Annotated in this window: 15 protein-coding genes and 1 pseudogene; 5 read left to right on the top strand and 11 right to left on the bottom strand. The window is 57.1% G+C overall.

Annotated features, from left to right (window positions below; all coding sequences use genetic code 11):
- Positions 1-30: 30 nt before the first annotated feature.
- The 3 genes and pseudogenes from ACQY4M_RS07945 to ACQY4M_RS07935 form a co-directional block, all read right to left on the bottom strand.
- Positions 31-288: a hypothetical protein gene (locus ACQY4M_RS07945; protein ID WP_428542939.1), complete on the bottom strand. Its 258-nt coding sequence runs from the start codon at positions 286-288 to the stop codon at positions 31-33.
- Positions 289-756 (bottom strand): annotated as a pseudogene (locus tag ACQY4M_RS07940) (ABC transporter substrate-binding protein); the annotation flags it as partial.
- 175 nt (positions 757-931) lie between these two features.
- The gene (locus tag ACQY4M_RS07935; protein WP_428542936.1) at positions 932-1756 is read right to left on the bottom strand and encodes a hypothetical protein; all 825 of its coding nucleotides are present in this window, start codon (positions 1754-1756) and stop codon (positions 932-934) included.
- Between the two features lie 190 nt (positions 1757-1946).
- Here ACQY4M_RS07935 and infC point away from each other — a divergent pair, with 190 nt between their 5' ends.
- Positions 1947-2501, top strand: a complete 555-nt coding sequence (infC, locus tag ACQY4M_RS07930) for a translation initiation factor IF-3 (RefSeq protein ID WP_428544434.1) — start codon at positions 1947-1949, stop codon at positions 2499-2501.
- Positions 2502-2550: 49 nt separating this feature from the next.
- On the opposite strand, the gene ACQY4M_RS07925 is transcribed toward infC, so the two are convergent.
- The 8 genes from ACQY4M_RS07925 to ACQY4M_RS07890 form a co-directional block, all read right to left on the bottom strand.
- Complete coding sequence (locus ACQY4M_RS07925; protein ID WP_428542933.1) at positions 2551-2871, bottom strand: hypothetical protein; 321 nt, start codon at positions 2869-2871, stop codon at positions 2551-2553.
- A gap of 180 nt (positions 2872-3051) precedes the next feature.
- The gene (locus ACQY4M_RS07920; RefSeq protein ID WP_428542930.1) at positions 3052-3834 is read right to left on the bottom strand and encodes an FAD binding domain-containing protein; all 783 of its coding nucleotides are present in this window, start codon (positions 3832-3834) and stop codon (positions 3052-3054) included.
- Positions 3835-3848: 14 nt separating this feature from the next.
- Positions 3849-6212 carry a xanthine dehydrogenase family protein molybdopterin-binding subunit gene (locus tag ACQY4M_RS07915; protein WP_428542927.1) on the bottom strand — a complete coding sequence of 788 codons (2364 nt, stop codon included), beginning with the start codon at positions 6210-6212 and terminating at the stop codon, positions 3849-3851.
- A gap of 52 nt (positions 6213-6264) precedes the next feature.
- Entirely contained in the window at positions 6265-6750 is a 486-nt protein-coding gene (locus ACQY4M_RS07910; protein ID WP_428542924.1) for a (2Fe-2S)-binding protein, read from the bottom strand.
- A gap of 87 nt (positions 6751-6837) precedes the next feature.
- A complete protein-coding gene (locus ACQY4M_RS07905; protein WP_428542921.1) occupies positions 6838-7806 on the bottom strand; it encodes an XdhC family protein in 969 nt (322 codons plus the stop codon).
- Positions 7803-8270 (bottom strand): DUF1203 domain-containing protein, encoded by a 468-nt coding sequence (locus tag ACQY4M_RS07900; protein ID WP_428542918.1) that lies wholly within the window; start codon positions 8268-8270, stop codon positions 7803-7805. The genes ACQY4M_RS07905 and ACQY4M_RS07900 overlap by 4 nt, the downstream gene beginning before the upstream one ends.
- A 138-nt stretch (positions 8271-8408) precedes the next feature.
- Positions 8409-9002: a DUF6691 family protein gene (locus ACQY4M_RS07895; RefSeq protein ID WP_428542915.1), complete on the bottom strand. Its 594-nt coding sequence runs from the start codon at positions 9000-9002 to the stop codon at positions 8409-8411.
- Positions 9003-9005: 3 nt separating this feature from the next.
- Entirely contained in the window at positions 9006-9551 is a 546-nt protein-coding gene (locus ACQY4M_RS07890) for a YeeE/YedE thiosulfate transporter family protein (protein WP_428542912.1), read from the bottom strand.
- 333 nt (positions 9552-9884) lie between these two features.
- Between ACQY4M_RS07890 and ACQY4M_RS07885 the strand changes: the two genes are divergently transcribed.
- The 4 genes from ACQY4M_RS07885 to ACQY4M_RS07870 form a co-directional block, all read left to right on the top strand.
- Positions 9885-10445: a lamin tail domain-containing protein gene (locus ACQY4M_RS07885; RefSeq protein ID WP_428542909.1), complete on the top strand. Its 561-nt coding sequence runs from the start codon at positions 9885-9887 to the stop codon at positions 10443-10445.
- A 94-nt stretch (positions 10446-10539) separates the two neighbouring features.
- Entirely contained in the window at positions 10540-11766 is a 1227-nt protein-coding gene (locus tag ACQY4M_RS07880) for an IS256 family transposase (protein WP_428539582.1), read from the top strand.
- A 71-nt stretch (positions 11767-11837) separates the two neighbouring features.
- Positions 11838-12011: a hypothetical protein gene (locus ACQY4M_RS07875; RefSeq protein WP_428542906.1), complete on the top strand. Its 174-nt coding sequence runs from the start codon at positions 11838-11840 to the stop codon at positions 12009-12011.
- A gap of 63 nt (positions 12012-12074) precedes the next feature.
- Positions 12075-12986, top strand: a 912-nt coding sequence (locus ACQY4M_RS07870; RefSeq protein ID WP_428542903.1) for an IS256 family transposase, incomplete at its 3' end; no start/stop codon positions are given.

Raw genomic sequence — 12986 nt, 5'->3', positions numbered from 1 at the left:
CAAAACGGCCAACCCGGGGGAATCCCGATGTTATGCAGAGGTCTTAAGGATTGGTTTATCCAGACCCATGGCATGATAGGCAGCATCATAGGTTTCTTTGGAGGCCCGTTCGCCCACAATCGAAATCACAGGGTCAATTGGCATCACGCGGCCAATGATAAAGGTGACAAATGTCAGCCCCAGCATAGTGATAATCACAGACCCAATTGTTTTCAGGATTGTGGCATAAACGGACGAGGAAAAGGGCGACTTGCGCCGCCCGTTTCCGTTATTTTCAACGACCGCCATTTACTTGGTGACCGGCCAGTAGGACACAGCGGTAATCGCGCCGCCCAGATTCAGGTTCTGCACGTTTTCACGGCGACCTGTCTGTTCGACCTTCTGGAACAGAATGGCGAACGGGGCTTTTTGCAGGAATTCACGCTGGATTTCCTCGTACATGCCTTTGCGCACGTCGCGGTCGCCTTCAACAACAGCCGCAGCCACCTTTTCGGTCAGCCCGTCTGTATCCCACGCATTACGCCATGCCAAAAGGCCGGTTGCCTGCGCTTCGTCCGAATTGTCGGGGTTATAGGCGAAGGTGCCGGCGTTGGTGTGCGGATCAGGATAATCCGGACCCCATGCACCGATATACATGTCCAGTTCACGGGCACGATATTTTGTCAGGACCTGTTTGCCTGTGCCAACGCTCAGGTTCAGGGTGATGCCGGCCTGCGCAAATGTGTTTTGCAGCGACTGTGCAATTTCCAGACGTTCCTAAATACTGACCCGCAAGATTTGCCCAAACCAGAGAAAATACCCCGGTAACGATAAGCGGCGCGTTATTGCCCAGTATCGGCGGGGAATGGCCCATTTCACCTGCCAGACACAAAAACACCGCGCGAAAAGAAATTTTTTCGCGCGGTGTTTGATCTATCAGATTTGAAAAGGGTTACATGCCCAAGGCAGTTTTCACCTGTTCAATCACGGCTTTAACCATTTCCGGATTTTCGCCAGCCTTGTCGATAGCGGCTTTCAGCAATGTCTTTTTCATTGGGTCCAGATCGGAACCGTCAATCATCTCCCCAACTTTGGCAGCATCAAAACCATCGGCTGTCAGCAATGTTTCCTGCTCGGTTGGCGCCGGATCTTCGGACATATCTGCTGATGCAGAATCTGCTGCCATATTGCTTGTGCCTTCGGCGGGCGTTGACGCGGCATCAACAGCACCGGAAAGGGCGTTGGTGATTGCGTTTTCAGTGCTGCTTGCAGCGTCGGTAGCGGCTTCGGTTCCTTCGGCTGCTGCGGCTGCAGCCTCTTCAGCAGCTTTGGCTGCGGCAGCTTCAGCCTCGGCGGCAGCGGCTTTGGCGGCTTCTTCTGCCGCAGCAGCTTCTTCAGCTGCTTTCGCTTCGGCTTCCTCGGCGGCTTTGGCTGCGGCGGCTTCGGCCTCAGCTGCGGCAGCTTTGGCAGCTTCTTCTGCGGCGGCAGCTTCTTCTGCCGCTTTGGCAGCAGCGGCCTCGGCTTCTGCGGCGGCAGCTTTCGCGGCTTCCTCTGCAGCAGCAGCTTCTTCGGCTAACTTCGCTGCAGCTTCTTCTGCCGCCTTGGTTGCGGCTTCTTCTGCGGCTTTGGCCGACGCGGCAGCATCGTCAGCAGCTTTTGTGGCCGCATCTGTGGCCTGCTCCATCACCTCGCCAGTGCTGTTATTCCCTTGCGAATAAAAATAGATACCAGCCCCCGCAGCAATCAAAGCTGCAGCAATAAGTAATGATTTGTTCATCTTTAAACCCCTAGTTAACTTTCCGGCAAAAGCATCCGGACATCTGTGTGCTATGACAGATGCACAGCCATGTGAAAAGCAAGCAAGGGGGAATATAGCACATTATTGCTCATTTCAGGGCGAATAACACCTTGTAAGCGCGCGCGCGCCCGTCTATTTTCCGCATAAGACAAGGCTTCACAATCAAAGGATCAAAGTCATAGCCCGCAGACCACACAATGCCCCGCCACAGCGCGACACTGGCCCCCGCGTAAATGAACGCATCACATCCAAGGAAATCCGGCTTATTGGTGCCGACGGTGAAAACGTCGGGGTTGTTACCCCTGCGCGCGCCATGGATATGGCAGACGAGGCCGGACTGGATCTGGTGGAAATTTCGCCAAACGCCAACCCGCCTGTGTGCAAAATCATGGATTTCGGCAAGTTCAAGTATGAACAGCAGAAACGTGAATCCGAGGCACGCAAGAAACAAAAGACCATCGAGGTCAAGGAAGTCAAATTCCGCCCGAACACCGATACGCATGATTACGATGTGAAAATGCGCAATGTGTTCAAGTTTCTGGAAAACGGCGACAAGGTAAAGATCAGCCTGCGTTTTCGTGGCCGCGAAATGGCGCACCTTAATCTGGGCCGCGAATTGCTGGAACGGGTGGCCGAGGATGTCAAAGACCACGGCAAGGTTGAAAGCATGCCTCGGATGGAAGGTCGCCAGATGATCATGATGATCGGCCAACTTCCAAAGTAGGCAACGCTTTACAGTTTATAGAAAAGCCCTCGCATTTTGCGGGGGCTTTTTATTGCGCCCCTGCCACAGCACGATCCCCTCTCCACCACTTCCACGCATCCGGAATGTCAAAAGCCAGCGACAGCCCGTCCACGGCAAACAGCAGCCACAGATATTTCTGATAGCCACCTGTAACGGCGCCCAGAAGTGGCCAGAGAATCAAAAGCAGCGGAATCCAGATCAGCAGGTGCGGCAGGGCCATCATTTTCGACAGACCCCGCTCGGCCAGCATGATCGCAATATTCGGCATCATGCCACCTACCGCCAGTGCGGCAATCAGAATACCTTTGGGCTCGTTTAGAAATAGCAGAGACATCATATTGACAGGCACAAGGATTAGAGCGACCCAGATTTGCACCCAAGTTGGCAGGGATCGAAAGCTGTGCCATATATCTGTTATCAGTCTGATGGATCACCCTATCTAAAAATGCGCAAGCCCCGGACCTGATCCGGGGCCTTGCTGTTTGTTCTCACGGGCAGGCCCCGCATCCTATGCGGGGCCACAGCCCATTTACCCGATCGCGTTGATCGCGCGGCGTGTCATCACCTTGACCAGATGGGCGCGGTATTCCTTGGTGCCGTGCAAATCGCCGATCATGTTCATCGCGTTGATGTTCAAATCCATCAGCGCATCACTGCGGAACTCTTTGTTCAGCGCCGTTTCGGCCTCGGTCCAGCGGAACACACCGTCTTCGGATGCGCCCGTCACCGCCACCCGCACGCCATCGGCGGTTTTGGCTACGAACACCCCGACCAGCGCAAAGCGCGAGGCGGGCTGGTCGAACTTCTGGTAAGATGCAACCTCGGGGATGGGGAACCTCACCGCGGTGATAATCTCGCCATCCTCAAGCGCTGTGGTGAACATGCCCTGAAAATAGTCATCCGCCGCGATTTCGCGCGTGTTGGTGACAATGGTTGCGCCCGTGCCCAGCACCGCCGCCGGGTAACAGGCCGACGGGTCATTGTTGGCCAGTGATCCGCCAATGGTGCCACGATTGCGCACCGCCGGATCACCGATATTGCCCGCCAGAGCCGCCAGCGCGGGGTAATCCCCCTGCGCGGCCACTTCGACATGGGGTGTTGCCCCGCCGATGGTCAGAACACCGCCATCAGCAGATATGCCCTTCATCTCGGCAATACCCGACAGACTGACCAGTTTTTCCGGCGCGGCAAGGCGCTGTTTCAGCGTCGGGATCAGGGTTTGGCCACCGCCCAGCGCGGTTGCCTCTTTGTCCTTCAGCGCGGCGACTGCCTCTGCAACGCTTGAAGGGGTCTCTACATCAAATGCATACATCTCTCATTCCTCCTTCAGGATTGCATTGCTTGCCAAACGCGCGAGGGCGTCAGCGGCATGTCGATATGGGTGATATCCTGACCGGCCCGTCGCAAGGCATCGACAACGGCATTGACCACCGCGGGGGGGGATCCGATCGCGCCGGCCTCGCCACAGCCCTTCACGCCCAGCGGGTTGTGGGTGCAGGGGGTCTGGCAGGAATGATCAACCGTATAGAACGGCACATCATCGGCACGCGGCATGGCATAATCCATGTAGGAGCCGGAAATCAGCTGCCCGTCCTCGTCATAGACCGCGTGTTCCAGCAGCGCCTGACCAATGCCCTGCCCGATGCCACCATGCACCTGACCGTCAACGATCATCGGGTTGACGATATTGCCAAAATCATCGGCGGCGCTGAAGCGTTCAATCGTCACCTTGCCGGTTTCGGGGTCCACTTCGACCTCGCAGGCATAGGCACCTGATGGATAGGTAAAGTTGGCCGGATCATAGAATGCGGTTTCCTCCAGTCCAGGTTCAAGGTCTTCAAGCGGATAGTTATGCGGCACATAGGCAGCCAGTGTCACATCGCCCCAGGCAACCGATTTATCGGTGCCCGCAACGGTGAACTGTCCGTCTTTCAGCTCGATATCCCCTTCCGAGGCTTCCATAAGGTGGGCCGCAATTTTCTTGGCCTTGTTGATGATTTTTTCGGTGGCGCGCACCATCGCACTGCCGCCAACAGCCAACGAACGCGAGCCATAGGTGCCCATGCCCATCGGCACTTTGGATGTATCGCCATGCACGATGTCCACTTGCGATGCATCAATGCCGATCATCTCGGCAATCACCTGCGGAAAGGCGGTTTCATGCCCCTGCCCGTGTGAATGCGAACCGGTCATCACGCTGATTGATCCCGTGGCGTTCACCCGCACCGTGGCGCTTTCATATAGCCCCGCGCGGGCGCCCAATTGGCCTACAAGGTTGGAAGGCGCAATGCCGCAAGCCTCGATATAACAATTCACGCCAAGGCCGCGTAGTTTGCCGTTGTCGGCGCTTTCGGCGGCACGTGCCTCGAAACCGGCCAGATCGGCAATCTCGATCATCTTGTCCATCGTTGCATTGTAATCACCGGTGTCATATTCCACCGCTACAGGGGTGGCATAGGGGAATTCGGTGATAAAGTTCTGGCGGCGCAATTCAATCGGGTCTTTGCCGATTTCATAAGCGGCCTTGTCGATCACCCGCTCCAACTGGAACGATGCTTCAGGGCGACCGGCCCCGCGATAGGCGTCAACCGGCACGGTGTTGGTGAACACCGCCTTGACGTTCACATAGATCAGCGGGGTTTTGTAGTTCCCTGCCATCAATGTGCCGTGTAGCCATGTGGGCACGCTGGGCGCAAAGGTCGACAGATAAGCGCCCATGTTGGCGTGGGTATCTGTGCGCAGGGCAAGGAAATTTCCGTCCTTGTCCATTGCCAGCTCGATCTTGGTTACATGGTCACGCCCATGGGCATCCGACACAAAAGCCTCGGAGCGGCTACAGGTCCATTTCACCGGACGGTTCACTGCCTTGGCGGCGAAGGTGCAGAACGCTTCTTCGGCATAGTGGAAGATTTTGGTGCCAAAACCACCGCCCACATCGGGCGAGATCACCCGCAGTTTGTGTTCGGGAATTCCCAGCACAAACGCCCCCATCAACAGGCGGATCACATGCGGATTTTGCGACGTGGTATAAAGCGTATGTTCATCCGTGGTGCGGTCAAACATGCCGATCGCCACGCGTGGCTCCATCGGGTTGGCGATCAGCCGGTTGTTGCGCAGTTCCAGCGTGGTGACGTGGTGGGCGTTCTTGATTGCCTCATCCACGGCCTCGCGGTTTTCCTCGACAAAGCCCCAGTCGTAACACAGGTTTGACTCCAGTTCGTCGTGCACCTTGGGGCTGTCTTCGGCCAGCGCGGATTTCATGTCGATCACAGCGGGCAGTTCTTCCAGATCCAGCTCGATCGCCTCGGCAGCGTCGCGGGCCTGCTCCAGCGTTTCCGCCACAACCGCACACATTGGATCCCCTACATGGCGCGCCTTTCCGTGCGCCAGAATGGGGTGTTTGGGTTCCTGCATGGCGTTGCCAAACCGGTCAGTCACTTCCCAACCACAAGGCACACCGCCCACTTCGACAAAATCCTCGCCGGTGAAGATGCGGATCACACCGTCCATCTTTTCGGCGTCCGACGTGTCGATGCTGTTGATTTTCGCATGCGCCATTTCCGAGCGCAGGAAATAGACATAGGCCTGTCCATTTGCGTTAATATCGTCTGTATAATTTCCGTTTCCGGTTAAAAACCGGACGTCCTCGCGCCGTTTGGTGCTGGCGCCGATGCCTCCGTCTGCTGGCATGATTATTCCTCCCTGATATTCCGTGACGGCGGGGTAAACCCCGCCCTACCGCTTATTCTGCGGCGATGGCGCTTATGTCCTGACCGGATGCGGCCATGATTGCCTTGACAATGTTGTGATACCCCGTGCAGCGGCAGATATTGCCGGACAGATAGGCGCGAATTTCGGCCTCGGTCGGTTTGGGGTTCTCGGCCAGCAAGGATTTGGTGGCCATCACCATACCCGGTGTGCAGAAACCGCATTGCAGCCCGTGGTGGTCCTGAAAGGCCTGCTGGATGGTCGACAATGTGCCGTCCTCGTCCGCTTCGCCTTCAACAGTCGATACCTCGGCCCCGTCGGCCTCGATTGCGAACATGGTGCAGGATTTCACAAGCTTTCCATTGACATGCACGCTGCAAGCGCCGCATTGCGAAGTGTCACAGCCAACGTGTGTTCCCGTCAGCCCCAGCCCGTCGCGCAAGAATTGTGAAAGCAGTGTGCGCCCTTCTGCTTCACCGCTTACAGCTTTGCCGTTCACGGTCATGGTGACCTGTGTCATGGTCGTCCTCCCTTATGTTCTAATTAGAGGCGAGTAAAACACGGGGGCGACGGTTTGGCAAAATGAATCTTGCACGGCGGGTTGATGTTAGCCCGATTTGCGCAGGGTTTGGGTGATCTGTGCCATGATCGACAGGGCAATTTCGGCGGGGGATTTAGACCCGATATCTAGGCCCACCGGCGCATGAATTCGGGCGATTTCATCATCCGCGAAGCCTGCCGCCTTTAACCGGTTCACCCGTTTGGCGTGGGTGCGAGTCGATCCTAGGCTGCCGATATAAAATGCATCCGATCGCAGGGCGACGGTCAGGGCGGGATCGTCGATTTTCGGATCATGCGACAGGGTGACAACCGCCGTGCGCACATCCAGCCCTTGCGCTTGCAATGCTTCGTCCGGCCAGTCGTCTATGATTTCCTCGTTCGGAAACCGCGCCTTGGACCCGAATGCCGCGCGCGGATCGACCAGCACCGGATCATAACCGGCCAGCCGTGCCATCACCAGCAAAGGCTGGGTGATATGCACCGCCCCCACCATGATCATTTTCAGCGGCGGGTTGTGGATGGCAACGAATTCGTCGCCCTCGAAACCGGATTTGTCACTGCGAAACCGGTCGGGGAAACCGTCCTTTGTCGCCAGCCTGCGGGTTTGCGCATCAGGATTGACAACATAAGCCACCGGCACACGACCGGCGCGCGCGGCCACCAGTTCGGTTAGCATATCTTCGGGCAACACCGGGCCTATCGGCTCGATCATCACCCTGATCTTGCCGCCACAGGCCAGTCCGACGGCAAAGGCCTGATCGTCGGACACGCCAAATTCCATCATCCGCGGTTTGCCGTCCTCAAGCGCATCCATCGCCTCGATAATCACGGCGCCCTCGACACAGCCCCCCGAAACCGAGCCGGCAATTTCCGTATCCCCCGCAATCGCCAGTTGGCTACCGACGGGGCGCGGGGCCGAGCCCCATGTTTCCACCACAGTGGCCAGTGCCGCCCCGCGACCGGCGCGGTGCCAGTCAAGGGCGGTTTCGGGGATGTTGTCGAAATTCTGGCTCATGGGGTTCGGATGATCCTTAGGGTGAAGCAGTTGTTGGTGGCCGATCTTGCATCAACATAGGCAACCTTCGGGTCCGATAACAAGACCCCTGCGTAATCCTCGATTTCAGCGGTCGGGGTGATCTGCCCTGTGCCATAGACAATCCGGTTGTCCGCGCCATAGGCTTTCAGCAGACATTCCTTGCGGCTTACCAGGACCGGCGGCAGACCATCGCCCGTATAGGGCAAGCAATCAGCACATAAAAAGATCGGGCCGGTTTCGGCATAGGGCTGCGGGTCGGGAAACGGGCGGGCGGCACAAATCAGCATTTCGGCCCCCTTGGGGATGTCGGTCAGGCAATGGCGGCAGGGGTTGCCGCCGCCATCCGAAATCACGCGTTCAGCAGGCAAGCCATAAGCATCCGTGCCACCAGCGCGCAATTGCGCCACCCAATCGGGATCATAGGGTAGATAGGTCAGTTGCATCGGGGGTTCCTTTCACAAGTTGCCTTGCCATGCTGCCCCTTTCTGCCCGTTCGGACGACCCGAATGTTGTGCAAAAACGAAAACGGCCACAAGGTTTCCCCTGCGGCCGTTCACCCCGTGAGTGGGTTTTGGGCTTATTTATTCAGCCGGAACAGCGTCCGAAGGGGCGTCACCACCAACCAGTTTGTTTGGCAGGGCAAAAGCAACAACAATGAACGCAACGCCCAGCGCAATGCCAAGCAGATCGCCGGGGATGCCTGTCAGCCCTTCGAATTTCGAGCCGGGAACGGTGCCCAAAGTCACCTTGCCGCCACCGATTTTGTCGAACAGGAAGGTGCTCATGATCGAACCATAAGTCGCCATATAGGCCGCAGCGCCCAACAGGCCACCAGCGATAAAGAACAGCGCATCCTTACGACCGGAAGCAGCAGCAGCGACGCCGGTGCCGGGGCAAAAGCCCGAGAACGCCCAGCCAAAGCCCAGCAGCAGGCCGCCAACGAAAACGCCTACCTCGGCGGTTTTGACCGACATGTGGCCAACATCAACGAAACCGACCATCTGGCCGGCAAACATCAACACCGAGCCAACACCGATGGCCAACAGAATGGTTTTCATCAGGTGCAGGTTGGACAGATTCAGCATTTTGATGATCCAGTTCGGGTTCGTCGCCCCGATCCGGTCCAGAACAAAGCCAAACAGCCCGCCGATAACAAGTGCAAGAAAAACAGTCATGGCTTAGCTCCTTTTATACATGATCATGGCAGTCGGGATCGCGGCCCCGAATGCGCCCAGCGTGAACAGATAGCCAGATAGCGATGTCTGCATCAGGCCGCTCATCATATGGCCCGATGTACAACCACCGGCCAGACGCGCGCCGTAAAGCACGATAAAGCCGCCAACAAAGGCCGCGGCATAGCGCTTGGCCTTGCTGTCGCCGAAATTCGCGCGCCAGATTTGCGGCACGCTGCGTTCCTCGGCGCTTTCACGTCCGCGCGACAGGGCCGAAGCAGCAGCCCCCAGAACCATCGCAATTACAAAGACGAAGCTGTAGTTCAGCGGGTTTGCGGCGTGTTTGGCATATTTACCGTGGGATTTTGCCAGATAAGGGTTGGTCGAGGTATATTTGCCATCCTCGGTCTGTGTGATGACCGAGCTGTCAACAGCATTCCAGGCAATCCCGTCCAGGATCACGAACTGCGTTGAAACCCCGATCGGTTTAACAAGGAGTACGGCCAGAAAGAACACAATGCCCAGCGCCACCCCTCCTATTTTCCAGTCCATAAGCATGATTTATCCTTTTCACAGTTTGACGTATTCAAGATATTGAATGTCTTACGGTGGGCGATATGCGCCTTGCATTGACGGTTGTCAATAAAAAGGAAAAGAATTCTCTCAACCGCGCCAATTCACCGCAATCCATGGTTTACAAGCGGAATATTTGTGCAGAGAACACGCCTAACAGACATAGAAGTTCCAAAGCAACGAGCCAGCTTGAGCTGATTGCCCAAATCTGATAACCCTTCAAATTGACTAGGGAAATATCCCGTCGGGGTAAATTTAGTATAAAATAGTGATCAAGACGTCTTGATGCACAGTTTATTGTGAGTGGAAACTATGGCAGATCAGTTGCTAGGCGGCATTGTTATAAACGAGGTCCTGGTAGACCCGAACGGTGCAAACAATTTTGATACCGACGGCAACGGAACTGCCTCTGCGACTGATGAATACATCGAACTTGTCAATACCTCGAATGCCGCGATTGATATTTCCGGTTTGCAATTGTGGGATCAGGGCGTCGGGAACTGGTTTACCTTCCCCCCTGGCACCGTCCTGCAGCCTGGCGGTCATGCAATGGTCATTTCCGGTGTTCAGGCCGGCGGCAGCTTGCCAACAGGCGGGCCGGATGATTTGTTTTTTGATGCCGGGCGCGGTTCTGCTTTGATCAATAATGGCGGTGATAATATCGTCGTTTATGATCCCGCCAACGACGAATTCATTCAGGCAACATTCAACGGCGATGCTCTGGATGATCCAACGGCCACTTACGCCGGCTTTTCCGGCACGGCCACACGCGTCGGTGCGGGCGAGGATTTCGGCACCGACAACGACGGATTTTCGATTCAACGTTCACCGGATGGCTCGAATATTTTCGATAACAGTTCCACCCCGAGGTAGTGTCGCGAGTTTGGTGGAAATTCGAGGACGGCGTAATCTCCGGGTGCATCGAAGCCACCCAACCGGCGGCTGGAACCGCCAAGGAGATCACGCCATGACAAAGAATACAGCAACATCGACATCCGCGCTACTGGCCAATGAAGCAGGCTATGACCCGATTGAAGACCGGCTGCGCCAGAACATCCGCGCGACGATCGAGGCGGTTTTCGAAGAGGAGCTGGAGCAGTTTCTGGGCCGTTGCCGGTATGGCCGCAGCGGCGGGGCAAAGGCCGGATACCGCCACGGGCATCGCGAGCGGCAACTGGTCGGAACATTTGGAACCGAAACGGTGCGCGTGCCGCGTGCGCGGATCACAGGCGAGGCCGGCAAGGCCAGAGAATGGCGCTCGAAGGCATTGCCCCGCTACCAGCGGCTGACGAAGAAGGCCGAGGCGCTGATCGCTGCTGTCTACCTTTCGGGCACCAACACACGGCGGGTAAAACGCGCCCTGTTCGGCCTGTTTCAGGGGGCGGTCAGCAAGGATGTGGTGAGCCGCGCCTGGCGCAAGGTGAAGGTGGACTGGCAGGCGTGGTGCGCCCGCAGCCTTGCGGATGAAGACATCGTGCGGCTGATCCTGGACGGCACCGTGATCAAAACGCGGATTGACAGGAAGGCCACCAATATCTCGGTTCTGGCCGCGATTGGCGTGCGCCGGGATGGGCAGAAGGTCTTGTTATCACTGATGAACATGGGCGGCGAAAGCACCTCCGCCTGGCGTCAGTTCATCAACGATCTGGATGCGCGCGGGTTGAAACGGCCCGAATTTGTCATCGTGGACGGGGCACCGGGACTTGAGGTCGCTCTCATTGCCCTCTGGGGTGAAGATCTGCCGATCCAGAGGTGCACGGTGCACAAGCACCGCAACCTTCTGGCCAAGGCACCCAAGCGTATGCATGATGAGTTGACAGAAGATTACCGCGACATGATCTACGCCAAAACACCCGAGGAAATCGCCACCCGCCGCAAGGCATTTCTGCGAAAATGGCGGCTGAAATGCAAGGCCGTCGCTGACAGCTTGGAAGAAGCAGGAGATAAGCTTTTCACCTTCACGCGTCTGCCACAAGGCCAGTGGAAATCGGCCAGAACGACAAATGCGATCGAACGCCTGAACGAGGAATTCCGCCGCCGCATCAAGACCCAGACCGTGCTGCCATGCGCCGAGACCGTGCCGATGCTGCTTTGGGCTCTGATGGCCTCGGGGCAGATCGTCATGCGAAAGGTCGATGGCTGGGAAACGCTCGCTCAGCCCGTCGCCGACGCAACCCTTGACCAAGCCGCCTGACCGGCGCATAACTCAACCCGCTCGGAGGTGCCTGAAATCAATTTCCACCACTTTCGAGACACAACCTTGAAATGTTGAAATTGCGCTTCCTTGCTTCGCGCTTAGGGAGTGATCCACTTGCTGAGTGGGTTCGTTTTGAATCGGAAGGCTATCCAAATGATGCAGAACTACCCGACTATCGAATTCTCGGAGTGACCTATAAAGTGGATACTAGGAGTAATGCCCGAAAGTTGGTGATGGGGTGATTGGGTGGCATATCATGGCGGTGTTGACGCGCCGCGATTCTCAGAGAGAAAAGGATATGCCACATGGAAGACGATACTATTTTGGAGTTTACCGATCCAGCCGGAATTTCACCTGATCCGCTGACGGATATCTTGCGCAAAGGCGCGCGGGATCTGTTGGCACAGGCGGTCGAGGCCGAGGTTTGTGATCTGATGGCGCAACACGCGCATTTGAGGGATTCGGCCGGTCGCCAGCGCCTTGTTCGCCACGGATACCTGCCGGAGCGCGAGGTGATGACGGGGATCGGCCCTGTCCCGGTGAATGTGCCTCGGGTGCGTGATCGTGGCACGGGGGCGGAGAAGATCAGGTTCACCTCGACGCTTCTGCCGCCGTATCTGCGCCGGGCAAAGTCGGTCGAGGAGTTGTTGCCCTGGCTCTATCTCAAAGGTATTTCCACGGGTGATTTCGGCGAAGCACTGGCGGCCCTTCTGGGGCCTGATGCGGGTGGTTTGACATCGAGCACGATTTCGCGCCTGAAGGCGGAGTGGTGGGCAGAATACGAGCGTTGGAACCGGCGTGACCTGTCGGCCAAACGCTATGTGTATTTCTGGGCCGACGGGGTTTATTTCAAGCCGCGCACGGATGCTGACAAGCAATGCATGCTGGTGATCATCGGCGCGGACGAGTGGGGTAACAAGGATGTTCTGGGCCTCGTGGACGGGTATCGAGAAAGCAGCCAGAGCTGGCGTGAACTGCTGCTGGACTTGCAACGTCGTGGCCTCAGAAAAGCCCCTGATCTGGCCGTTGGTGATGGCGCGCTCGGCTTCTGGAACGCCTTGCGGGAGGTGTTCGGTGAGACCCGGGAGCAGCGCTGCTGGGTGCATAAAACCGGCAACGTCCTGAATGCCATGCCGAAGTCGCTGCAAGCCAAAGCCAAGGGCCATCTACAGGACATCTGGATGGCCGAGAACAAACGGGACGCCGAGGCCGCGTTC

It is taken from the genome of Profundibacter sp. (genome assembly GCF_965277155.1).
Classification (GTDB): Bacteria; Pseudomonadota; Alphaproteobacteria; order Rhodobacterales; family Rhodobacteraceae; genus Profundibacter.
Note: the sequence above shows the minus strand (reverse complement) of the source record. Positions and strands in the feature narration are given on the sequence as shown.